This window comes from Nocardiopsis sp. NPDC049922 (assembly GCF_040660275.1).
Taxonomy (GTDB): Bacteria; Actinomycetota; Actinomycetes; order Streptosporangiales; family Streptosporangiaceae; genus Nocardiopsis.
Window position 1 is genome coordinate 388,558 of sequence record NZ_JBFAME010000003.1, and the last position, 21,884, is coordinate 410,441.

A 21,884-nucleotide genomic window follows, 5' to 3' on the forward strand; every position below is an offset into this window, starting at 1 on the left:
AACGCGGGGTTGACCGCGTGACGCCACGGCTCCATCCGCTTCTCCTCTCCTTGCGCTCAGGCGGCCAGGTCCAGGCGTTTGTCCATGTCCAGGTCGAACCGGCCATAGGGGTTGATGTGGGCCCAAAACAGCGGATTGAGCGCCCGTCGGTCCTCCGGTGTGAGCCGCCCCGCCCAGGCCGGGTCCTGGAGCACCCGTTGCAGCGGCAGGGTGTTGACGTAGACACAGGGCCGACTGGAGCAGGTGCAGGCACAGCATGGAGATCTCACCGCGGCAGGAGCTTGAACCCGAGCAGCTCGGTGAAGGCGAACCCCACGATCGACGCCCCGTGGGTGTCGGTGTAGTTGGCCTGGACCTCGGCGTCGGTGCAGTGCCGCAGCACCCCTTCGATCATCGCCGCGACCTCCGAGGAGGAGCACGACTTGAGCTGGGAGTAGATGCGGGCCCGGACCTTGTCGACGTGCCAGTAGATCATCACCACGTGCCCGCCGTAGCGGACGTGGAACTCCGTCATCAGGTTCGACTCCCACGACCCGAACCGCTTGGAGTCCGAGGCCGTGGTGGTGGCCGTTCCCCACCATGTGGCATCGCGCGGGTGGTCAACGAGACGAACTCCTCGCAGAACCCGGTGAGCAGCGCGGTGTCCTTGAGGATGTCGAGCACGTCGATGGTGCCCCACCGGCGCTGCACCTCGTTGCCGGCGAAGTCGCCGGGCAGATCGGTGTCGGGTCTACCGGCCGGTTCCCACGATTCGTGACCTCGGATTCACCCGAGGTGGTCTCGGCCTCTACTTTGCGGCTCGCCGTGCCCGGAGGCCCTACCCGTACGCCTCCGGGTCACCGGGGAGCCCGGGTCAGGCCCGGTCGGAGCCGTCGGAGGTCAGCGGCAGGTCCGGCGGCGCGGGCAGCTCCGGCACGGGCGACCTGAGGGCGGTGGGACCGTCCTCGTGCAGAGCGTCGTGCACGGCCGCGGAGATCATCTCGATGGTCTCCACCCCGTACGCCATGCCGTCGTTGCCGTCCGTCAGGATCGCCATCCTGTACGGCCCCGCCTCCGTTCCGTCGATCGCGCCGACACTGTTCACGCGCCAGATGTCGGTGCCGTCGTAGGGCAGCCAACCATTCTTGTTCATGGTCCGGGCGCCTTCGGGCGCACCCGAGGGCACGCCCCACCGCTGCTCCTCGATCACGCCGCCCAGGAGCTCGCGGGCGTAGGCGCGCCGCTCGTCGCGGAGCACGTCGTTCTCCTCGGTGAAGAGCCCGAGCAGGTGCAGCTCCTCCTCGGCGTTGATCTTCATCAGCCCGGTGTAGTTCTCTGGGTGCAGGACGGTGTTCGGCATCCCGGCCCGGTCGAGGAACTCCTGCATGCGCTGTCGGCCGAGCTGGTTGCGCAGCTCGATGGTGGCGGCGTTGTCGGAGACCGTGATCATGGCGGTGGCCAGCTCGTCCTCGCGCCCGGTCAGCTCGCGCCCCTCCTCCTGGGCGTCCCACAGCAGCGTGGCAAGGACGATGACCTTGCCGACGCTCGCGGCGTCATACCCCTGGTCGGCCTGGCATCCGCAGGTGAGGTCACCGTCGAAGGCCGTTTCGTCGGCCTGCGGGTGCGGGGGCGCGGCGCCATGGGGGCCGCCTCCCCGGTGTGGCGCCACCGGGGAGGCGGGGTCGTGGGTCGCGGCGGGTCAGTGAGCGGGAACCGGGTCGGGCCCGCCGGTGGCGAACTGGGTCCGGTGCAGCTCGGCGTAGCGTCCGCCGCGGGCGAGGAGTTCGGTGTGGGTGCCGCGTTCGACGATGCGGCCGTTCTCGACGACCAGGATGGCGTCGGCCGCGCGGATGGTGGAGAGCCGGTGCGCGATGACCAGGCTGGTGCGGCCGCGCATGGCCTCGGCCAGGGCCTCCTGGACGGCGGCTTCGGAGGTGGAGTCCAGGGCGGAGGTGGCCTCGTCCAGGATGACCACCTCGGGGTTGGTGAGCAGGAGGCGGGCGATGGTCAGGCGCTGGCGTTCGCCGCCGGAGAACCGGTAGCCGCGTTCGCCGACCACGGTGTCCAGTCCGTCGGGCAGGGCGGCGACGAGGGTGTCGAGGCGGGCGCGGCGCAGGGCGTCCCACAGTCGGTCGTCGGTGGCCTCGGGGCTGCCCAGGGTGAGGTTGGCGCGGATGGTCTCGTGGAAGAGGTGGCCGTCCTGGGTGACCATGCCCAGGGTCTGGCGGATGGTGTCGAAGGTCAGGTCGCGCACGTCGTGGCCGCCGAGGCGGACGGTGCCGGTGTCGACGTCGTACAGGCGTGGGGCGAGTTGGGCGATGGTGGACTTGCCCGCGCCGGAGGAGCCGACCAGGGCGACCATCTGGCCGGGTTCGACGCGGAAGGACACGCGGTGCAGGACGGGTCCGTCGTCGGTGGTGTCCAGGGTGGCGACCTCCTCCAGGGAGGCCAGGGAGACCTTGTCGGCGCTGGGGTAGCCGAAGGTGACGTCGTCGAACTCCAGGGACGTGGGGCCCTGCGGCAGGGCGCGTGCGGAGGGGCGTTCGTCGACGAGGGGTGCGAGGTCGAGGATCTCGAAGACGCGGCCGAAGCTGACCAGGGCGCTCATCACCTCGACGCGGGCGCTGGCCAGCGCGGTGAGCGGGGCGTACAGGCGGGTGAGGAGCATGCCCATGGACACGACCGTGCCCGCGTCCAACTGCCCGCGCAGGGCGTAGAGGCCGCCCAGGCCGTAGACGAGGGCGAGGGCGAGCGCGGAGACCAGGGTCAGGGCGGTGAAGAAGACCTCCTGGACCATGGCGGTGCGCACGCCGATGTCGCGGACGCGGCCGGCGCGGCGGGCGAACTCGGCGGACTCCTGGCCGGGGCGGCCGAAGAGCTTGACGAGGGTGGCGCCGGGGGCGGAGAAGCGCTCGGTCATCTGGGTGCTCATGGCCGCGTTGTGCAGGGTGCGTTCGCGTTCGATGCGGGCCAGGCGGGCGCCCATGCGGCGGGCGGGCAGGACGAACACGGGGAGCAGGACCAGGGCGAGCAGGGTGATCTGCCAGGAGAGGCTGATCATCACGGCCAGGGCGAGCGCGAGGGTGACGAGGTTGCTGATGACGCCGGAGAGCACGCTGCTGAAGGCGCGTTGGGCGCCGATGACGTCGTTGTTGAGGCGGCTGACCAGGGCGCCGGTGCGGGTGCGGGTGAAGAAGGCGACCGGCATGCGCTGGACGTGGTCGTAGACGGTGGTGCGCAGGTCGAGGATGAGTCCCTCGCCGACGCGTGCCGAGAGCCAGCGCACGGTCAGGGACAGGGCGGCCTCGGCGACGGCGATGGCGGCGATGGCGCCGGACAGCAGGAGGATCGGGCGCAGCGCGGAGCCGTCGACGACGGCGTCGACGACCCGTCCGGCGAGGAGGGGGGAGGCGACGGCCAGGGCGGCGGTGGCCACGCTCAGGGCGAGGTACCAGGTGAGGTGGCGGGAGTGGGGGCGGGCGAAGGAGGCGATGCGCCGTAGCAGGGGCAGGGAGAACGGGCGTTGGTCCTCGCGGGCGTGCATGGCGTGGTAGATCGAGTTCCACGCGGCCATTTCCATGCTCATCGGATCGTGGGGCGCTGGCCCCGGCCTCCTCACGGTGGGGTGTGGGCGGTGACCGGTGCGACGGGGCCCGTGCGCGGACCGGTCACCACCGACCGTAGAACCTCAACCATTATTGAAGTCAACCGTGAGGAGGAATCCGGGGCGCGGAGCCTCAGGCGCCCGTGGGCACCCGGTGCCGGGCGGGCGCCGGATCGTGGTCGGCGGGCCGGGTGTGCACGCGCACGGAGCCGTCGGTGGGGGCCAGCAGCAGGGCCCGTCCGAGGGTGGACTGGGTTCCGGCGCTGAAGCGGCCCACGATCGGGGCGGTGAGCGTGAACAGCGCGCCCGCGACCATGTGGATCACGGTCGTGGCCAGGACGGGGTACCGGGGCAGGACGTACTCGCCGACGCCGGTGTAGCCGGGGATGGTGTGCAGCGCCCAGCCCCACAGGGGGAACAGCAGGCCGCCCACGCCCGCCACCCACCAGGTCAGGACCAGGGCGAAGGTGATGACCGACAGGGGGAACCGCACCAGCGCGTGGAGGGCGTCCAGCCAGCTCTGGAGACAGGTCAGGGGCCTCAGCGCGCGGCGCAGGGGCCCGGCGTCGGTTCGGGCGGCGCGGTAGTCGCGTCGCACCACGGGCCGGCCGAGCAGGTCGGCCAGGCGGACGCGTTCGACGTGCGCCAGGCCGCGCGCGGTGTGGAGGGTGCCGACCAGGACGAACAGGCCCACGATGGCCACGGCGGAGCCGATTCCGACCGCCAGTCCGCTCAGCACCAGGGCGAACGCCGGGATGGCCAGGAGCGGGCCCGTCAGGACGTAGCGGGTGTCGGCGGTGATCCGGGCGAAGGGGTCAGTATCCATGGTGGCGAACCTACGCTCGTGTCCCGCGCCTGGTCAGGGCGGTACACGTGAGGATCGGTGGTGGTGCTGGCTCCACCACGGCCCGGCGCTCGCACCGCGGCGGTGTGCGCGGCCCTTTCGGGGTGCCCGATACTGGGGGCGCATCGAATCGGAACCACCGGGGAGGGCCTGCGTGACCACCATGGGAAACGACGACGCGGCGTCGCTGGACGAGCCGGCGCTGACCTATCGCGCGGCCACGACGGGTGACGTTCCCGCGTTGGTGGAGTTGGTCAACTCCTGCTACCGGGGGGACAGCTCGCGGCGGGGGTGGACGACCGAGGCCGACCTGCTCGACGGTCAGCGGGTGGACAAGGACGGCATGGGCGAACTGCTGGGCCGCACCAACACGCTCGTCCTGGTCGCCGAGGCCGGGGGCGAGCTGGTGGCCTGCTGCGAGCTGCGACGCGGCACGAGCGGCGCCTACTTCGGGATGTTCTCGGTCCGTCCCACCGCCCAGGGCGCGGGCCTGGGCCGCCGAGTGCTCGCCGAGGCCGAGCGGACCGTGGTGCGCACGTGGGGTTGCCGCCTGATGCGGATGAAGGTGCTCAAGCAGCGCCAGGACCTGATCTCGTGGTACGAGCGGCGGGGGTACACCAACACCGGCCGGATCTCGCCCTTCCCCTATGGTGACGAGTCCTTCGGCAGGCCCCGGCGCCCCGACCTGGCCTTCGTCGAGCTCACCCGGGAGCTGCCCGACGATCTGGACTGAGGGAGGCGGATCGCGCGGCGTCGGCCGGCCGCGGAGGGCCCGGGCGGGTGGGGGTCAGTCGCGTTCGAGGTTGGCCGACATGCGCTCCAGGACGTCGACGGTGGCGCGGTACTCCTGGTCGGTGATGCCCTGGGCCAGGCGGCGGCGCGCGTCGCTGACCTTCTCGAACAGCGCGTCGTGGGCGGTGTGCCCGGAGGCGGTGAGGGACAGCGGCTCGGAGCCCTCGACCCATCCGCGGGCGCGCAGCTGCTCGACCACGGGGGCGACGCTGGACTCGCCCTCTTCCAGGAACGGGGCCAGCCGCCGGTCCAGGTCGGCCACGGTGCCGGGGTCGGAGTGCAGGGAGGTGAGCACCTGCCAGTGGCGGCGCCCGAGCGTCTCGGCGGACAGCACCCGGTCGAAGTCGTTCTCGATCAGCCGGTCCAGGTGCTTGATCCAGTAGCCGATCGGCAGGTCGGACATGGTTCCTCCAGCGTGGGCCGCGGTGTGTCGACGTTATCTCGATCCCGCCCGGCCTGACCAGCCGCCCCGCGTGGTGTCGCCGCCCCGGCCCGGGGCGCGTGCGGGGCCCGGGGCGGCGGTCGGTCAGGCGTGGCAGACCAGGGCGCCGCGGGGGATCACGAACACCGCGTCGGGGTCCTGGCTCCACCGGGTCCAGCCCGCCGAGATGTCCTCCAGCTCCTGTCGGGTGGCGTACCCCTCGGCCAGGGCTTGGCGGCCCATGTCGGACTCCAGGATCCGCGCGGCCCACATCCGCCCCCACCACGTGCGGCGCTCGGGTGAGGAGTGGCTCCACGCCTCGGACACGTAGGTGACGTCGGTGAATCCGGCGGCGTGCGCCCAGGCGACCATGTGGCGTCCGGCGTCGGGCTCGCCGCCGTTGGCGCGGGCGACGCGCTGGTACAGGGACATCCACGCGTCCAGCTCGGGCGGGCGCGGGTACCAGAACATGCCGGAGTAGTCGCTGTCGCACACGGCCACGACCCCTCCGGGGCGGGCCACGCGGCGCATCTCGGCCAGGGCGCGTACCGGATCGCTGACGTGTTGCAGGACCTGGTGGGCGTGGACGACGTCGAAGGTGTCGTCGGGCAGCCGCAGGTCGTGGGCGTCGTGGACCTGGAAGTCGATGGTGTCGACGCCCGCCTCCTTGGCGGTGGCGCGGGCCAGGTCGACGGCCTCGGAGGAGGAGTCCACGGCGGTGACGGGGCCGGGGGCGACGCGTTGGGCCAGGTCGACGGTGATGGTGCCGGGGCCGCATCCGACGTCCAGCAGGGAGCGTCCCGGGACCATCTCGTCCAGCGCGTAGGCGGTGGAGTTGGCGGCGTTGCGCCAGCGGTAGGAGTCGGTGACCGAGCGGTGTTGGCCGTGGGTGTAGCGCGACATGGGGACTCCCCTTCCTGGGGGTGGTGTGGAGTGCCTGTGGTGGGGACACTACACCCATGTCTCTCTTTTTGAGATTGAAATCTCTATATGTGAGATGATTCGTGGCGCCGGTCGACCCCGAGGGGCGACCGGCGCCGATGCCCTGGCGTCGACGCGGGGCGGCTCAGGTCAGGGTGGCGAAGTGGATGGCGTCGGCGGCGGCGGATCCGGCCGTGACGGCGGGGACGACCCCCTGTTCCCAGGGCTTCCCGGTCAGGTCGCCGGCGGCGTAGAGGCCGGGGATGCTGGTCTGGCGGCCTTCGTCGACGGTGACGTAGCCGTCGTTCAGGGCGAGGGCGTGGTCCTGGGCCAGGCGTTCGACGAGGGGGACCTGTCGCTGCGGCTGTGGCCACAGCAGGGTCTGCCGCTCCAGGACGGTGCCGTCGGCCAGCTCCACGGCACGCAGGTCGCCGTCGGTGTGGTGCAGGCGGGTGATCTCGCCCAGGACCAGGTCGCTGCCCCGTTCGCGCAGGCTGCGGCGCAGCTCGTCGGCGCCGGGCAGCCAGGGCGGGGCGATGGCGATGGCGTCGCCGGTCCAGGCGCGAAAGGCGGTGGCGGTCATGCCGAGGTGGTCGGGATCGTCCGCGACCCAGGCCCAGCTGCGGTCGGCGTTCTCCTCGCCGACGCAGAACGGGCAGTGGATCACCGTGCGTCCCCAGCAGGCGGCGAAGCCCTCCACGCCGTCGGGGTACTGGTCGGTGACGCCGGTGGCCAGGATGACGTCGCGGGCCCAGATCGTGTCCTCATGGTCGGTCGCGACGTCGAATCCGCCCTCGGCGAGCGGCGTGATCTCCTCCACCCGGCCGTCGAGGCGTTCGGCCAGCCCGTAGCGGCCCAACTCCTCCCAGGCGCGGGCCCGCAGTTCGTCGGGTGTGGCGCCCTCCAGGCCGATCAGACCGTGCACACCGCGCGAGGCCGCGTTGCGCGGCGGCTCCGGGGACTCCACGACCAGGGTGCGGTGGCGGTAGCGGGTCAGGGCCAGGGCGGCGGTCAGGCCCGCGGGCCCGCCCCCGACGATCACGGTGTCGTACTGCCGGGCGGTGGGGTTCATGTGCTGTCTCCCTGAGATCCTTGACAAGAGTGAATGACCGTCAGTCATACTACTGACCAACGGTCATTCGATCGATCCCATTCCCCTTGGAGGAACTGTGACCCACGACACCGACGGCTACCCCGACTTCGCGTGGAACGACGTCTACACCGGCGACGGCAGCGACACGACGGACCCCGACCCCCTGCTCCTGGCCCCCGCGGACGGCCTCGTCCCCGGCAGAGCCCTCGACCTGGGCTGCGGCGCCGGCGGCAACGCCCTGGCGCTGGCCGAACGCGGCTGGCGGGTCACCGCCGTGGACCTCGCCCCGCGCGCCGTCGCCAGCACCCGGGCCAGCGCGTGCGCCCGGGGCCTGGACCACCGGGTCGAGGTCGCCGTCGCCGACAGCGCGACCTGGAAGCCGGAGGACGTCTACGACTTCGCCGTGAGCTCCTACGCGCTGCCGCCCCGCGGCCCCGACCGCGCCGCCACGCTCGTGTGCCTGGCCGACGCCCTCGCCCCCGGCGGGATCCTCGCCCTGGGCGAGTGGGACGAGGACGCCTGTGACTGGGGTCGGCCGGGGGAGCTGGCCACCCTCGACGAGCTGACCACCGCTTTCACCGGCCTGGGCCTGGAGATCCTGCGGGCCGTGCACAGGCCGGTGCCCGTGCACCAGCACCCCGGCCACGAGCAGGAGCCCGGCGAGGACCGCGCCGTGATCGTCGTCGCCCGCAAGCCGCGTGGCACCCTGGAGACCGACGGCTGACCGACCGCCGGTCAGTCACACGAGACGAAGGAGGGACCGTGCCCGAGGACACGTCCGCCCGACCCGCCGGCCGATTCCAACCCCCGGACGTCCGCCGACGCCAGATCCTGGACGCGACGGCCGCCCTGCTGCTGGAGGACGGCTACGAGTCGCTGACCGTCGGCGGGGTCGCCGCCCGGGCCGGGGTCGCCAAGGGCACGGTCTACCTCTACTTCGACTCCAAGCAGGCCCTCCTGGCCGCGCTCCAGTCCCAGATGTGGGACCGCATGCTCCAGCGGCCCACGGAACTCCTGCGACAGCCCGGTCTGACCTGGACCGAACGACTCGACGGCCTGGTCGCCGCGTGGATCACCGCTGAGCGGGACGACCACGAGCTCTACCACCTGATCTTCCACGAACCCGGCGGCACGGCCGGTGAGGAGCCCATGTCGGCCGCCCGCGACCTGCTCGTCACCCTCCTCACCCAGGGCCACGCGGCGGGCGAGTTCGACGTCCCCGACCCCGAACTCACCGCCGACTTCCTCAGCCACGCCTACACCGGCCCCTGCCACCACACCGAGGCCGACACCGACATCACCCCCGCCGTCCAGGCCCTCTTCCGCCGCGTCGTCGCCGCCCGCCCGCCGCGGTGACGGGTCGGCCACCGCGGCGGAGACCTCCCCCTCCGAGGGCGGGCCCGCCCTCGTTCGGCCGCACCTGGACGCGAGCACCACGGCGGACAGCCCCCGAACGGACGTGGGACGAGCCCCGGAGCAGGACTCGTCCCACGGTGTGCGCCGGGTTCCGGGTCAGGCGCCGACGTACTGCGCCAGGTGCTCTCCGGTGAGGGTGCGGCGGGCGGCGACGAGGTCGGCGGGCGTGCCCTCGAAGACGACGCGACCGCCGTCGTGACCGGCGCCGGGGCCGAGGTCGATGATCCAGTCGGCGTGCGCCATGACCGCCTGGTGGTGCTCGATGACGATCACCGACTTGCCCGAGTCCACGAGCCGGTCGAGCAGGCCGAGCAGCTGCTCGACGTCGGCCAGGTGCAGACCGGTGGTCGGCTCGTCCAGGACGTAGACGCCGCCCTTGTCGGCCATGTGGGTGGCCAGCTTGAGCCGTTGCTGCTCACCGCCGGACAGCGTGGTGAGCGGCTGGCCGAGGGTGAGGTAGCCCAGACCGACGTCGGCGAGTCGGCCCAGGACGCGGTGGGCGGCCGGGGTGCGCGCCTCACCGGCGCCGAAGAACTCCTCCGCCTCGTTCACCGACATCGCGAGCACCTCGCTGATGTCGCGGCCGCCGAGGTGGTGGTCGAGGACCGCCGCCTGGTAGCGCCTGCCCTCGCACTCCTCGCACGGGGTGGACACGCCCGCCATCATCGCCAGGTCGGTGTAGATCACCCCGGCGCCCTTGCAGTTGGGGCAGGCGCCCTCGGAGTTGGCGCTGAACAGTGCGGGCTTGACGCCGTTGGCCTTGGCGAACGCCTTGCGGATCGGGTCGAGCAGCCCGGTGTAGGTCGCCGGGTTGCTGCGCCGGGAGCCGCGGATCGCGGTCTGGTCGATCGACACCACGCCCGCGCCCGCGGGGATCGACCCGTGGATGAGCGAGCTCTTGCCGGACCCGGCGACACCGGTGACGACGGTGAGCACGCCGAGCGGGACGTCGACGTCGACGTCGCGCAGGTTGTGCTCGGTCGCGCCGCGGATCTGCAGCGTCCCGGTGGGCTGGCGCACGGTCTCCTTGAGGCGGGCGCGGTCGTCCAGATGGCGGCCGGTGACGGTGCCGCTGGCCCGCAGTCCCTCGACGGTGCCCTCGAAGCACACGCTGCCGCCCGCGGTACCGGCGCCGGGGCCGAGGTCGACGACGTGGTCGGCGATCGCGATCGTCTCCGGCTTGTGCTCCACGACGAGCACCGTGTTGCCCTTGTCCCGCAGCCGCAGGAGCAGGTTGTTCATCCGCTGGATGTCGTGGGGGTGCAGGCCGATGGTGGGCTCGTCGAAGACGTAGGTGACGTCGGTGAGCGAGGAGCCCAGGTGGCGGATCATCTTGACGCGCTGGGCCTCGCCGCCGGACAGCGTGCCCGACGGCCGTTCCAGCGACAGGTAGCCCAGGCCGATCTCCACGAACGAGTCGAGCGTGCGCCGCAGTGAGGTCAGCAGCGGCGCCACCGACGGCTCCTCGAGCTCGCGGACCCAGTCGGCGAGGTCGCTGATCTGCATCGCGCACGCCTCGGCGATGTTGACGCCCCGGATCCGCGACGACCGGGCCGCCTCGCTGAGCCGGGTGCCGTCGCATTCGGGGCAGGCGGTGAAGGTGACCGCCCGGTCCACGAACGCCCGGATGTGCGGCTGCATCGCCTCCCGGTCCTTGGACAGGAACGACTTCTGGATCTTGGGGATGAGGCCCTCGTAGGTGAGGTTGACGCCCTCGACCTTGACCTTGGTCGGCTCCCGGTGGAGGAAGTCCGCCATCTCCCTGTCGGTGAAGTCGCGGATCGGCTTGTTCGGGTCGAAGAAGCCGGACTCGGCGTACAGGCGCACGGTCCAGAAGCTGTCCGACTTCCAGCCGGGGATGGTGAACGCGCCCTCGGCGATCGACTTGGTGTCGTCGTAGAGCTGGGTGAGGTCGATGTCGGAGACCCTGCCGCGTCCCTCGCAGCGCGTGCACATCCCGCCGGTGCGGGTGAACGTCTGCTTCACGGCCTTGGTGGAGGAGCCCTTCTCGACCGTGATCGCGCCGCTGGCGCGGACCGAGGCGACGTTGAAGGAGAACGCGTGCGGCGGGCCGACGTGCGGCTCGCCCAGTCGGCTGAAGAGGATGCGCAGCATCGCGTTGGCGTCGGTGGCGGTGCCGACGGTGGAGCGGGGGTCGGCGCCCATCGGCTGCTGGTCGACGATGATCGCGGTCGTCAGCCCGTCGAGGACGTCGACCTCGGGCCGCGCGAGCGTCGGCATGAAGCCCTGGACGAAGGTGCTGTAGGTCTCGTTGATCAGCCGCTGCGACTCGGCGGCGATGGTGTCGAACACCAGTGAGCTCTTGCCCGAGCCGGAGACGCCGGTGAACACCGTCAGCCGCCGCTTGGGGATCTCGACGCTGACGTCCTTGAGGTTGTTCTCGCGCGCGCCGTGCACGCTGATCAGTTCGTGACTGTCGGCGGCGTGCGGCGCGCTCGACCGCGTGTCCGTCCTCGTGGCCTTGCTCATCGTCTCTCCAGGTGGTGGGTGGGGGCGGCGCGCGCGGGGGCGCGTCGACGACGCTGGGCGTGGGAGCGGGACCCGGTGCTCGTCGGTCGTGGGTCGGTGCGGGGACGGTGCCGCTGGTGACACGGATTCCTTCACGGTACCGTCCGCGCAGTTCACAGCGGTGATTGCCGGTTGGCTCAGCGCTTCTGGTTGATGCGGACCATGTTCCCCGCGGGGTCGCGGAAGGCGCAGTCGCGCACCCCGTAGGGCTGGTCGGTCGGCTCCTGGACGACCTCGGCGTCGGTGGCCTGCAACCGTTCGAAGGCGGCGTCGACGTCGCTGGTGGACAGGAGGATCATGCCGTAGGTGCCCTTGGCCATCATCTCGGCGATGGTGCGGCGCTCGTCGTCGGTGACGCCGGGGTCGGCGGTCGGGGGGTGCAGGACGATCGACGTCTCGGGCTGGCCGACGGGACCGACCGTGATCCATCGCATCGTGCCGTGGCCGACGTCGTTGCGGACCTCGAAGCCGAGGATGTCGCGGTAGAAGGCCAGGGAGGCGTCCGGGTCGTCGTGCGGCAGGAAACTCGCGTGAATGGTGATGTCCATGAGATTCAGGTTAGATGCGGCGAGGTCAGCCGTGCTTCTTGATTCCTGATCGGTCGGGTCACCTGCTTGGCGACGCACGCCGGCATCCCCTCGGTCGCGTCCGCGGCCCGGGCACGGTAGACGCTGGGCGACATGCCGACGAGTTCGGTGAAGCGCGTGCTGAAGGTGCCCAGCGAGGAGCAGCCGACCTCGAAGCAGACCTCGGTGACGCTGAGGTCGCCGCGGCGCAGCAGCGCCATGGCGCGCTCGATGCGGCGCGTCATCAGGTAGCTGTACGGGGACTCACCGTAGGCGCGTCGGAACTGGCGGCTGAGGTGCCCGGCCGACATGTTCGCGCCCCGGGCGAGCGCCTCGACGTTCAGCGGTCGTGCGTACTCCCGGTCGATGCGGTCGCGGACGCGGCGCAGCACCGCGAGGTCGCGCAGGTGGTGCTCTTCGGCGGATCTGCTGGTCACGTGCACGATTCTGGCACGTCGTTCCGACGTTTCCCAGGGCCGGAACCCCTTCCCCTATGCTCCCGTTGAGGGCCGCCACCGCCCCCCGGCGAACCGAGCCCGCGGCCCACCCGAACACGGCGAGGAGCCCAAGCATGACCGTCAGGCACAGGGACGTCGAGGTCAACGGAGTTCGCCTGCACATCGCCGAACAGGGGGAGGGGCCGTTGGTCCTGCTCCTGCACGGTTTCCCCGAGAGCTGGTACTCCTGGCGCCACCAGTTCGCCCCGCTGGCCGAGGCCGGATACCGCGTGGTCGCCCCCGACCAGCGCGGCTACGCCCGCAGTGACCGGCCCGAGCCGGTCGACGCCTACACCCTGTTGCACCTGGTGGGCGACGTGACCGCGCTGATCGGCGCGCTGGGGGAGTCCGAGGCCGTGCTGGTCGGCCACGACTGGGGTGCGCCCGTGGCCTGGGCGACCGCCCTGCTGCGCCCGGACCTGGTGCGCGGGGTGGCGGGGTTGAGCGTGCCCCCGGCGCCTCCGGCCATGATGCCGCCGCCCTCGGTCACCCGGGGCCTGTACGGGGAGGGCTTCTACCAGATCTACTTCCAGGAGCCGGGTGTGGCCGACGCCGAGCTGGCCCTCGATCCGGCCTCGACGCTGCGCCGCATCCTGTTCAACGCCTCGGGTGACAACCCCGTGGTCGACGAGCCCCGGCCGTGGGTCGTCCCCGAGGGCCGGACCCTCCTGGACACCATGCCCGAACCGGACGCCCTGCCCGGGTGGCTGACCGAGGAGGACGTGGCCGCGTTCGCCGAGGACTACCAGGGCGCCGACGCGTTCACGGGGCCGCTCAACTGGTACCGCAACATCGAACGCGACAACGAGCTCATGGCGCCCTTCCAGGGGCGCGTGGTCGAGGTGCCCGCGCTGTACGTGGTCGGCGACAAGGACATGGTCGTGTCCCTGAAGGGCGTGGACTTCCTGCGTGCGAACCTGCACCTGGTGGCGCCGCGCGTGCACGCCAACGTCACCCTTCCCGGGTGCGGGCACTGGACGCAGCAGGAGCGCCCCGAGGAGGTCAACGCGGCGCTGTTGGACTTCCTCGCCCACGTGGAGACGGTCTCGGCCGGTTAGCGGGTGGCGCCGGGGCCGCGGGCGGCCCCGGCGCGGTGGCCGCGTTCTGTCGGTGACGCCCTGTAGACAGAGGGAACGTGTTCGCGACGGAAGGACCGGGCCATGGCCTCGTTGAACAGGATCACGCCCTGCCTGTGGTTCGACACCCAGGCCGAGGAGGCGGCGCGCTTCTACACGAGTCTGTTCGAGGACTCGCGGGTGCTCAAGACCACCTACTACGGCCCCGGCATGCCCGGGCCCGAGGGATCCGTGCTGACCGTGGAGTTCGAACTGGCCGGGCAGCGGGTCGTGGCGCTCAACGGGGGGCCGCACTTCACCTTCGACGAGGCGTTCTCCCTGGTGGTCGACTGTGCGGACCAGCAGGAGGTGGACCGGCTGTGGGAGGCGCTCACCGAGGGCGGCCAGGAGAGCCAGTGCGGCTGGCTCAAGGACCGCTACGGGCTGTCCTGGCAGATCATCCCCACGGTGCTGAACGAGCTCCTGGAGGATCCCGACCCCGGCCGCCGTGAGCGGGCCACGGCGGCCATGCTGAGGATGGGCAGGATCGACGTCGCCGAGCTGCTGCGGGCCGCCGACGGGGGTTGAGCGGGCGTGCCGGGCGGGTCCGGCGGGTGTGGCCGGACCCGCCCGTGGGTCAGGCGTGGACCTGGGTGTTCTGGGCCGCGGTCAGGGTCCAGCGGCCGTCCTCCTTGGACATCACGTACAGGGGCGTGCCCTCGGGCTCGTCGGGGGCGGGGTCTCCGTCGCGGGTGAGGTAGCGCTGGCTGACCTTGACCGCGGCGACGTCGGGGCGGATGAACTGGACGTGTTCGACCTCGTAGCGGGGGAGCAGGTCCCGCATGGCGCCGGGGAGCACCTTGCGGGTGAACTCGGCGATCTCCTGGCGGCCGAACAGCCGCCTGCCGTGTGCTGTGGTCCAGATGGCGTCCTCGCGGAAGAGGGCGACGAAGGCGTCGGCGTCCTCCTCGCGCTGTGCGCGTTCGACCTCGGCGACCACGCGTGCGATCGCTTCGATCTCCGACCACTGGTCCTGGTGGTGTGTGTCGTTCATGGACCCGATTCTCACACCTCAACCAATGTTCAGGTCAAGTCCACGGGGCTCACCGTTTCCCGCCGGGGTCGGTACGCAGCACCCTGGCGGTGAAGTCGGCCAGGCGCGCCCGCGTCGTCTCGCGCGGCAGGCCCTCCCGCTCGGCCAGGCGTTCGACGAGGTCGGCGCGGACGGCGGCCAGGAGCGCGTGGGCGGTGAATCCGCACTCGGAGGGGCCCACGATCGGCTCCAGCATGGCCCGGAGCAGCTCGTGCCATCGCTGGTAGTGCTCGGCCTGGTAGGGGCTGGTGCTCTCGGTGCCCTCCAGGGCCCGTGCGAGGTGGCGGTGGTCGAGCTTGAAGCACAGCAGGGCGTCCAGGACGGCGGGGACGCGCTGGAGCGGAGGGGTGGTCGGGCCCAGGGGCGGCGGTCCCGCCTCGACGGCGCCGCGGACGGGTTCGAGCCGCGCCTCGTGCAGCGCGCGGATCAGGCCGGTGCGGTCGCCGAAGGCCCGGAACAGGGTCGCCTTGCCGACGCCGGCCGCCGCGGCGATGTCGGCCATGGTGACCTGGTCGGGGCTCGTGCGGGCGAAGAGGGCGTCGGCGGCGGCGAGGGCGGCCGCGCGGTTGCGGGCGGCGTCCTTGCGGGGTCTGCGCTCGGGCACGCGGCATCTCCTCTTGCGAAGCGGACCACGGGTCCGTATATTCTCGAAAACGGACCCTCGGTCCGGATTGTATCGGAGGGGAGCCGCCCCATGCCCGCGCACGCCTCACCAGAACAGCTGTTCCGCCACGGTCTGGGACTCCTCCTCGACCACGACGTCCCGGCCTGGGTCGGCCTGTGGGCCCACAACGCCGCCAGGAGTTCCCGATGAGCACACCCAACACCACACTGGTCACCGGCGCCACCGGCACCACCGGCGGTCGCACCGCAGCCCGACTGGTCGCCGCGGGCCACCGCGTGCGGGCCGCCAGCCGCGGCGCCGCTCCGGTCGCGGGCGCCGCACCGGTCCGCTTCGACTGGTACGACCCCGCCACCCACCCGGCGGCCCTCGACGGGACCGACCGCCTCTACCTCGTTCCGCCCCCGGGGGATCCCGATCCGGCCGCCGTGATGCTTCCCTTCCTCGACCGCGCCCGGGCGGCGGGCGTGCGCCGCGCGGTCCTGCTGAGCGCCTCGTCCATCCCCGAGGGCGGCCCCGCGGCGGGAGCGGTGCACCGGGCCCTTCCGGACCTGTTCGACGAGTGGGCGGTCCTGCGGCCCTCCTGGTTCATGCAGAACTTCACCGGTGCGCACCTCCACGCCCAGTCCATCCGCGGCGACGGCACCGTCCTCACCGCCACCGGCGACGGCCGCGTCGGGTTCGTCGACGCCGACGACATCGCCGCCGTGGCCGCCCGGGTCCTCACCGCCCCCGAGGCCCTGAACGCCGACGCGGTCCTGACCGGGCCCGAGGCGCTGAGCTACGACGCCGTGGCCGCCGTCCTCAGCGAGGTCACCGGACGCCCCGTCGTGCACCGCCGCCTGTCCCGCGGGGAACTGCGGGAGCTGCTCGCCGCGTCGATGCCCGCGGAGTTCGCCGCGATGCTGGCCGACATGGACCACGCCATCGCGCGGGGCGCCGAGGACCGCGTCACCGACTCCGTCGAGCGCCTCACCGGACGCCCGCCCAGCGGTTTCGCCACCGTCGTCCGGCGGGAGTCGGGGGCGCGGACGGCACGCTGACGGTCGGGCGCGGTGGGGGAGGTCACCCCTGATCGGCGAGCCAGTCCTCGAAGGCGGTCGGCGCGATGCGGGCGCCCTCGTCCGGAAGCAGGACGTTCCCGGCCATCTCCGTGCCGAACAGCCCGGACCACGTCGGCACGAGCGTGACCTCGCGGCCCCGTGCCCGGTGGGTGCGCCGTGCCATGTCGACCAGGTCGTGGGGGGCGGGTCCGGCCAGGTCGGGGTGGCGTCCCAGGGGCTCGCCCGCTGCGGCCTCGGCCAGGACGTCGGCCACGTCGGCGGGGGCGACCGGTCGCACGAGCAGCGGGGCGATCGGGGCGACCCCGTCCTGTTCGGTCCAGTCGGCGACCATGGCGGCGAAGTCGTGGAACTGGGTGGCGGGGACGATCGTCCACGGCACCGGGCCCTCGGCCACCAGGCGCTCCTGTTCGCGCTTGGCCGCGTAGTGCGGGTTGCCCTCGACCCGGTGGATCCCCACGATCGACAGCAGCACGTGGTGGCGCACACCCGCCCGCTCCTCGGCGGCGAGCAGGTTCCGCGTGATGGAGCCCAGGTAGTCCACCGCCTCCGACCGGTCGGTGAGGGTGGTGTTGGTGGCGTCGACGAGCGCGTCGACGCCGGCGAGGGCCTGGTCGAGTCCGTCTCCGGTGATCAGGTCCGCGCCCAGGGAGCGGCTCAGGCCCACGACCTCGTGTCCGTCCCGCTTCAGGGCGGTGACGGTGAGGGAGCCGATGTTGCCCGTCGCTCCGGCGACCGCGATCCGCATGGTGATCTCTCCTCCTGTTGACTGCCCCGGAGACTATCTCGGATAAAAAAGATCCACAATGTCTCTAATATGCTGGAGGGCATGAAGCTGCCTGTGAGTACCGAGTGGGTGTTGCACTGCGCCGCGTCGCTGGCGCAGATCGAACCGGGGGAGACGGCGTCCGCGACCCGCCTCGCCGAGTACTTCGACGTTCCCGCCGCCTACCTCGCCAAACAGCTCCAGGCGCTGGTGAGGGCGGGTGTGCTGGCCGCGACCACGGGACCGCGCGGCGGCTTCCAGCTCGCCAGGCCCGCCGCGCAGATCAGCCTGCTCCAGATCGTCGAGGCGGTCGACGGAGCCTCCTCGCCCTACGTGTGCCGGGAGATCCGCCAGCAGGGGCGCGGGGCGTTGCCGCCCGAGGCGTGCCAGGACAGGTGCGTCCTGGCGCGGAGGATGGACGAGGCGCACGAGGCCTGGCGCGAGAGCCTGGCGGGGGTGTCGCTCGCCGACGTCCTCGCCGACATCCCCGCCACCGCGCCCGCCCAGACGCGCTCACGTCTGTTCGGGCGGCGCTGACCTCCGGTGCCGCGCTAGGCGCCGGGCGTCTCCAGTCGCCTCCAGCCGCTCTCGACCGACCGACGGCACCGGTCGGGGTCGTCGCCCGTGCCGACGTACAGCGCGGTCAGCAGGGTGAGGCCGTTGGCGAGCGTGTGGCGCGGCAGGGGGCCGTTGGCGACCAGTGAGGCCAGCCCGTGCGCGATGGTCCAGCTCTGGACCGCCAGTGCGCGCGGTGCGGTGTCGGCGCGAAAGCGCCTGGCCCGGCGGCCTCGGTCGGCGGCGCGGTCCAGGTACTCCAGGGTCGCGTTCGCGGCCTGGAGGTCGGCCAGGTCGAAGCTCGCGTCGAACATGACCCGGTACAGGTCGGGGTGGTCCAGGGCGTTGCCGAGGTAGACGGCGACCAGGGCGGTCAGGTCCTCGACGGGGTCGTCGGTGACGGCCAGTGTCGCGTACCTGGCCGCGAGGCGGGTGAAGCCCTCCTGGCGCAGTGCCTGCCACATGCCGTCCATGCCGCCGAAGTGGGTGTAGACGGCCATGGTCGACACTCCGGTCCCGGCCACGAGCGACCGCAGGGTGATGGGTTCGCGGGTGCGGAGCATGTGCGCGGCCCGCTCGATGAGCAGGGTCCGGACCGCCGGGTCCTTCGTTCTCGCCATGGGGCCAGCATACATAGCATTGCAATGCTATGTTTATGGCGGTCTCCATCCCGAGGACCCGTGAACGAGGAGTCAGCATGGCCGTCACCCTGATGAACCCCGAAGGACTGCCCGAGGTCGACCTCTACCGGCAGGTGTCGGTCGCCACCGGATCGAGGCTGGTGTTCGTCGCCGGACAGATCGCCCGCGACGCCGACGGTGGCAAGGTCGGCGAGGGCGACTTCGCCGCCCAGGTCGAGCAGTGCTACCTCAACCTCGGCACCGCCCTGGCCGAGGCCGGCGCCACCTTCGACGACGTGGCGAAACTGACCCTCTACGTGGTCGACTGGACCGACGACAAGATGCCCCTGTTCGTGGAGGGGGTCGCGCGGGCCTCGGAGAGGCTGGGCGTCAGCGTGCGGGCACCGCTGACCGGAGTGGGCGTCACCGCGCTGGCCGAGCCCGACGTCATGGTCGAGATCGAGGCCACCGCGGTCGTCGACGGCTGATCCGGCCGCCGCGGACCGGGTCAGGGGCGCAGCGCGCAGTCACCGCACATCCCGTGGCCGGGCAACCGGTAGTACAGGCAGCACGTCGTGCGTCGGAACACCGCCAGCCCCTGGTCGTCCACGCCCGTGTAGCCGCCGGTCCCGGCCAGCGCGGGGCGCTCCAGGAGCGTGCGCGCCAACGCCTCGGCCGCCGGGCGCGCGTCGGGTCGGTCCGCGCCCAGGGCCCGGACCGACCCGGCCAGGGCGGCGGCGGTGTTGCCGCGCAACAGCCCCGGCGCCACCTTCCCGATCCGGCACAGCACGCGCGCGACGCGCTCCATGACACCGGTGACGACGGTCTCCTCCACCCAGTCCGCCACCGCCTCGGCCGGGGCGGTGGCGGCGTACTCCTGGGCCGTGCGCAGGACGACCGGGCCCTCACGCTCGGGGTCGTAGTGGAACCGCGCGGCGTCCAGCAGCGCGTCGTGGCACAGTCCGGCGGCCACCACCGGTGACAGCAGACGCGTGGCCAGGCCCTGGTGGAAGATGGACGCCGCCACGCGCCACTCCACCTCCTGGGGGCTCTGGTGGGACATCGCCGCGAGTTGGGCCCGGACCCGGCCGACCTCCTCCGCGATCGGCGCCTCGGCCGCGCCGGACCCGTCCAGGGCGCGCCACCCCCGCGCGGGCGGCTCCTCCTCCAGCCGGAACAGCATGTTGATCCGGCCCACGTCGGCCAGAACCGGTCGTACCCGAACGCGTGCCACGCGCTCCCCCTCCCCTGACGGTGGTGCTGGCACCACTGTGACCCCACGTGCTGATCGCCTCGCCGCGCGGGTCCCGGGAAAACTAGGTTGGTTCCCGTGACCGGCCACGACATCCCCACCGACGCCACGGACGGCCAGGGCGGACCCCTGCCCTCCGCCCTGGCGAACCTGTCCCGTGTCGCCGAGGCCTACGGCGACACCTGGCGGGTCCGGATGGTGGCCGTCCTGCACCTGATGACCTCCCTCACGCTGGCCGTGCTCTACCTGCTGCCCGGTCTGCTGCTCGTGCTGTCGGCCACCTGGATCGGCCTCACCCTCATCCTGCCCTGGGTTCCCGACCTCGTTCCGACCGGCCGGCGCCCCTCCGGCGTCGCCCGGATCGTCGCCGACGCGCTGTTCCTCCTCGTCCTGCCGGTGTCGGCCACCCTCCTGGCCCGGCTGGCCTGCCGGGTGCAGCGCGACCGTCTGGGCTCGGTGTTCGGGATCGTGGAGACCCAACCGCCCGACCCCCTGGACCCGGGCGGCGGCCTGGGGCGGGGGTGGCGGTTCCCGTTCGGGCGCGACGCCTGGGCGCACGTGGCGCGCAGCGCCGTCGCCGGCGTGCACGCCCTGCTGTCGGGGGCGCTGGCCGTGGCCCTGGTGGTGTGCGGCGGAGCCGGTGCGATGGGCGCGCTCCTGGGGGTGATGTACGCGCTGGTTCTGGGCGCGCCGGGAGCGGTGGCCGGACTGCTGGTCGTGGTCGTCGTGGGCCCGCTCGCGGCCCTGCTCGGCCTGCGTCTGGCCCCCTACCTCGTGGCCACCGAGGTCATGCTCCACCGCGCCCTGCACTTCGACGCGCCCGAGGTCCGTGTCCGCCGCCGTCTGATGCACGTCCAGGACAGCCGTCTGCGCATGGTCGACGCGGCCGAGGCCGAGCGGCGCCGCATCGAACGGGACCTGCACGACGGCGCCCAGCAGCGGCTGCTCGCGCTGACCATGACCCTGACCCGCGCCCGCACCCAGCTGGCGCGCGACCCCGACCGCGCCCTGGCCCTGATCACCGAGGCGCAGCGCGAGTCCAAGGAGGTCATGGCGGACCTGAGGCAGGTGGCCCGCGGTCTGCACCCCCGTGTGCTGACCGACCACGGTCTGCCCTCGGCGCTGCCGGTGGCGGCCGGTCGGTCGCCGGTCCCGGTCGAGGTCGACGTGGAGTTGGACGGGCGGCCCTCGGCCCGGGCCGAGGGCGTGGCCTACCACCTGGTGTGCGAGGCGCTGACGAACGTCGCCAAGCACGCCTCGGCCACCCGGGTCACGGTGTCCGTCCGCCGCGTGGGGCGTCCGACCGGCCGAGGCGGCGGCCTGGTGCGCGTCACCGTCGCCGACGACGGCTCCGGCGGCGCCGACCCCGAGGCCGGGACCGGTCTGTACGGGCTGTGGGACCGGGTGGACGCCGTCGACGGAACCCTGACCGTCCACAGTCCGACCGGTGAGGGCACCACCCTGACCGCCGACATCCCCTGGGAGGCGTGAACGTGCACGGCACGTCGAGTACGGGCGGGTCCCAGACGGGCCCGCGGGTCATCATCGCCGAGGACTCGGTGCTGCTGCGCAGCGGCATGGCCCGGCTGTTGGAGGACTCGGGTGTGGAGGTCGTCGACCAGGTGGGTGACGCCGACGCCCTGCTGGCCTCGGTGGACGCCCACCCCGACGTCGATCTGTGCCTGGTGGACATCCGCATGCCGCCCACCTACTCCGAGGAGGGCATCGAGGCGGGTGTGCGCATCCGCCGCGCCCACCCGGAGGTGGCCGTGCTCCTGTTGTCGCAGCACGTGGTCAGCCGGTACGCGGCCGATCTGCTGGGCGGCGGCGCCACCAAGGTCGGTTACCTGCTCAAGGACCGGGTCGCCGACATCGAGGAGTTCCTGACCGTCCTGCGGCGGGTGGCCGACGGGGGAGCGGCGATCGATCCCGAGGTGGTGTCCCAACTGCTCAGCCGCCGCCGCGACAGCGCCCTGGAGCGGCTCACACCGCGGGAGACCCAGGTGCTGGAGGTCATGGCGGAGGGGCTCAACAACGCGGGGATCGCGGCGCGGCTGACCGTGACCGAGCGCGCGGTCGAGAAGCACATCCGCTCCATCTTCACCAAGCTCGACCTGGGCCAGGACGACCACGACCACCGCAGGGTCCAGGCGGTCCTGCGGTACCTGCGCGGCGCCGAACCGGCCTGACGCGGGCGA

Annotated in this window: 24 protein-coding genes and 1 pseudogene; 10 read left to right on the forward strand and 15 right to left on the reverse strand. The window is 72.4% G+C overall.

Annotated elements, in window-relative coordinates; all coding sequences use genetic code 11:
• Positions 1–56 precede the first annotated feature (56 nt).
• The 4 genes and pseudogenes from AB0I72_RS08555 to AB0I72_RS08570 form a co-directional block, all read right to left on the reverse strand.
• Positions 57–577: pseudogene (locus AB0I72_RS08555) on the reverse strand (Tn3 family transposase); the annotation flags it as partial.
• A gap of 276 nt (positions 578–853) precedes the next feature.
• On the reverse strand, positions 854–1,648 hold the full coding sequence (locus AB0I72_RS08560; RefSeq protein ID WP_358564457.1) for a serine hydrolase: 795 nt from the start codon (positions 1,646–1,648) through the stop codon (positions 854–856).
• A gap of 30 nt (positions 1,649–1,678) precedes the next feature.
• Positions 1,679–3,565: an ABC transporter ATP-binding protein gene (locus AB0I72_RS08565; protein WP_358564459.1), complete on the reverse strand. Its 1,887-nt coding sequence runs from the start codon at positions 3,563–3,565 to the stop codon at positions 1,679–1,681.
• 151 nt (positions 3,566–3,716) lie between these two features.
• Positions 3,717–4,409, reverse strand: coding sequence for a sensor domain-containing protein (locus tag AB0I72_RS08570; protein ID WP_358564461.1), 693 nt, complete (start codon positions 4,407–4,409; stop codon positions 3,717–3,719).
• A gap of 181 nt (positions 4,410–4,590) precedes the next feature.
• On the opposite strand from AB0I72_RS08570, the gene AB0I72_RS08575 reads away from it, so the two are divergent.
• Positions 4,591–5,160 carry a GNAT family N-acetyltransferase gene (locus AB0I72_RS08575; protein ID WP_358564612.1) on the forward strand — a complete coding sequence of 190 codons (570 nt, stop codon included), beginning with the start codon at positions 4,591–4,593 and terminating at the stop codon, positions 5,158–5,160.
• A gap of 54 nt (positions 5,161–5,214) precedes the next feature.
• On the opposite strand, the gene AB0I72_RS08580 is transcribed toward AB0I72_RS08575, so the two are convergent.
• From AB0I72_RS08580 to AB0I72_RS08590, 3 genes are all read right to left on the reverse strand, one after another.
• Positions 5,215–5,622: a MarR family transcriptional regulator gene (locus tag AB0I72_RS08580; protein WP_358564463.1), complete on the reverse strand. Its 408-nt coding sequence runs from the start codon at positions 5,620–5,622 to the stop codon at positions 5,215–5,217.
• A gap of 123 nt (positions 5,623–5,745) precedes the next feature.
• Positions 5,746–6,543 (reverse strand): class I SAM-dependent methyltransferase, encoded by a 798-nt coding sequence (locus tag AB0I72_RS08585; RefSeq protein WP_358564465.1) that lies wholly within the window; start codon positions 6,541–6,543, stop codon positions 5,746–5,748.
• A 163-nt stretch (positions 6,544–6,706) separates the two neighbouring features.
• Positions 6,707–7,633 carry an NAD(P)/FAD-dependent oxidoreductase gene (locus tag AB0I72_RS08590; RefSeq protein WP_358564467.1) on the reverse strand — a complete coding sequence of 309 codons (927 nt, stop codon included), beginning with the start codon at positions 7,631–7,633 and terminating at the stop codon, positions 6,707–6,709.
• 97 nt (positions 7,634–7,730) lie between these two features.
• Here AB0I72_RS08590 and AB0I72_RS08595 point away from each other — a divergent pair, with 97 nt between their 5' ends.
• Positions 7,731–8,378: a class I SAM-dependent methyltransferase gene (locus AB0I72_RS08595; RefSeq protein WP_358564469.1), complete on the forward strand. Its 648-nt coding sequence runs from the start codon at positions 7,731–7,733 to the stop codon at positions 8,376–8,378.
• A 38-nt stretch (positions 8,379–8,416) separates the two neighbouring features.
• Positions 8,417–9,010 carry a TetR/AcrR family transcriptional regulator gene (locus AB0I72_RS08600; RefSeq protein ID WP_358564471.1) on the forward strand — a complete coding sequence of 198 codons (594 nt, stop codon included), beginning with the start codon at positions 8,417–8,419 and terminating at the stop codon, positions 9,008–9,010.
• Between the two features lie 156 nt (positions 9,011–9,166).
• Here the strand turns inward: AB0I72_RS08600 and AB0I72_RS08605 are convergent, their stop codons facing one another.
• The 3 genes from AB0I72_RS08605 to AB0I72_RS08615 all read right to left on the reverse strand — a co-directional run bounded on the left by AB0I72_RS08605 (position 9,167) and on the right by AB0I72_RS08615 (position 12,602).
• The gene (locus tag AB0I72_RS08605; RefSeq protein ID WP_358564473.1) at positions 9,167–11,560 is read right to left on the reverse strand and encodes an excinuclease ABC subunit UvrA; all 2,394 of its coding nucleotides are present in this window, start codon (positions 11,558–11,560) and stop codon (positions 9,167–9,169) included.
• Positions 11,561–11,736: 176 nt separating this feature from the next.
• Complete coding sequence (locus AB0I72_RS08610) at positions 11,737–12,147, reverse strand: VOC family protein (RefSeq protein WP_358564475.1); 411 nt, start codon at positions 12,145–12,147, stop codon at positions 11,737–11,739.
• A 5-nt stretch (positions 12,148–12,152) separates the two neighbouring features.
• Positions 12,153–12,602 carry a helix-turn-helix transcriptional regulator gene (locus AB0I72_RS08615; protein ID WP_358564477.1) on the reverse strand — a complete coding sequence of 150 codons (450 nt, stop codon included), beginning with the start codon at positions 12,600–12,602 and terminating at the stop codon, positions 12,153–12,155.
• A 134-nt stretch (positions 12,603–12,736) separates the two neighbouring features.
• Between AB0I72_RS08615 and AB0I72_RS08620 the strand changes: the two genes are divergently transcribed.
• Both AB0I72_RS08620 and AB0I72_RS08625 read left to right on the forward strand, forming a co-directional pair.
• Complete coding sequence (locus tag AB0I72_RS08620) at positions 12,737–13,720, forward strand: alpha/beta hydrolase (RefSeq protein WP_358564479.1); 984 nt, start codon at positions 12,737–12,739, stop codon at positions 13,718–13,720.
• 102 nt (positions 13,721–13,822) lie between these two features.
• On the forward strand, positions 13,823–14,305 hold the full coding sequence (locus AB0I72_RS08625) for a VOC family protein (RefSeq protein ID WP_358564481.1): 483 nt from the start codon (positions 13,823–13,825) through the stop codon (positions 14,303–14,305).
• A gap of 49 nt (positions 14,306–14,354) precedes the next feature.
• Here the strand turns inward: AB0I72_RS08625 and AB0I72_RS08630 are convergent, their stop codons facing one another.
• Positions 14,355–14,771: an SgcJ/EcaC family oxidoreductase gene (locus AB0I72_RS08630; RefSeq protein ID WP_358564483.1), complete on the reverse strand. Its 417-nt coding sequence runs from the start codon at positions 14,769–14,771 to the stop codon at positions 14,355–14,357.
• Between the two features lie 49 nt (positions 14,772–14,820).
• The gene (locus AB0I72_RS08635; protein ID WP_358564485.1) at positions 14,821–15,414 is read right to left on the reverse strand and encodes a helix-turn-helix domain-containing protein; all 594 of its coding nucleotides are present in this window, start codon (positions 15,412–15,414) and stop codon (positions 14,821–14,823) included.
• Positions 15,415–15,620: 206 nt separating this feature from the next.
• Between AB0I72_RS08635 and AB0I72_RS08640 the strand changes: the two genes are divergently transcribed.
• Complete coding sequence (locus AB0I72_RS08640) at positions 15,621–16,475, forward strand: NmrA family NAD(P)-binding protein (RefSeq protein WP_358564487.1); 855 nt, start codon at positions 15,621–15,623, stop codon at positions 16,473–16,475.
• 22 nt (positions 16,476–16,497) lie between these two features.
• On the opposite strand, the gene AB0I72_RS08645 is transcribed toward AB0I72_RS08640, so the two are convergent.
• On the reverse strand, positions 16,498–17,241 hold the full coding sequence (locus AB0I72_RS08645) for an NAD(P)H-binding protein (RefSeq protein WP_358564489.1): 744 nt from the start codon (positions 17,239–17,241) through the stop codon (positions 16,498–16,500).
• A gap of 81 nt (positions 17,242–17,322) precedes the next feature.
• On the opposite strand from AB0I72_RS08645, the gene AB0I72_RS08650 reads away from it, so the two are divergent.
• Positions 17,323–17,796 (forward strand): Rrf2 family transcriptional regulator, encoded by a 474-nt coding sequence (locus AB0I72_RS08650; protein ID WP_358564491.1) that lies wholly within the window; start codon positions 17,323–17,325, stop codon positions 17,794–17,796.
• Between the two features lie 14 nt (positions 17,797–17,810).
• On the opposite strand, the gene AB0I72_RS08655 is transcribed toward AB0I72_RS08650, so the two are convergent.
• Positions 17,811–18,434 carry a TetR/AcrR family transcriptional regulator gene (locus tag AB0I72_RS08655; protein ID WP_358564493.1) on the reverse strand — a complete coding sequence of 208 codons (624 nt, stop codon included), beginning with the start codon at positions 18,432–18,434 and terminating at the stop codon, positions 17,811–17,813.
• A 77-nt stretch (positions 18,435–18,511) separates the two neighbouring features.
• Between AB0I72_RS08655 and AB0I72_RS08660 the strand changes: the two genes are divergently transcribed.
• Positions 18,512–18,922: a RidA family protein gene (locus tag AB0I72_RS08660; RefSeq protein ID WP_358564495.1), complete on the forward strand. Its 411-nt coding sequence runs from the start codon at positions 18,512–18,514 to the stop codon at positions 18,920–18,922.
• 20 nt (positions 18,923–18,942) lie between these two features.
• Here the strand turns inward: AB0I72_RS08660 and AB0I72_RS08665 are convergent, their stop codons facing one another.
• Entirely contained in the window at positions 18,943–19,668 is a 726-nt protein-coding gene (locus AB0I72_RS08665) for a (2Fe-2S)-binding protein (protein ID WP_358564497.1), read from the reverse strand.
• 213 nt (positions 19,669–19,881) lie between these two features.
• Between AB0I72_RS08665 and AB0I72_RS08670 the strand changes: the two genes are divergently transcribed.
• Together AB0I72_RS08670 and AB0I72_RS08675 are read left to right on the forward strand one after the other, a co-directional pair.
• Positions 19,882–21,177, forward strand: coding sequence for a histidine kinase (locus tag AB0I72_RS08670; protein ID WP_358564614.1), 1,296 nt, complete (start codon positions 19,882–19,884; stop codon positions 21,175–21,177).
• A complete protein-coding gene (locus AB0I72_RS08675) occupies positions 21,165–21,875 on the forward strand; it encodes a response regulator transcription factor (RefSeq protein WP_358564616.1) in 711 nt (236 codons plus the stop codon). The genes AB0I72_RS08670 and AB0I72_RS08675 overlap by 13 nt, the downstream gene beginning before the upstream one ends.
• Positions 21,876–21,884: the final 9 nt, after the last annotated feature.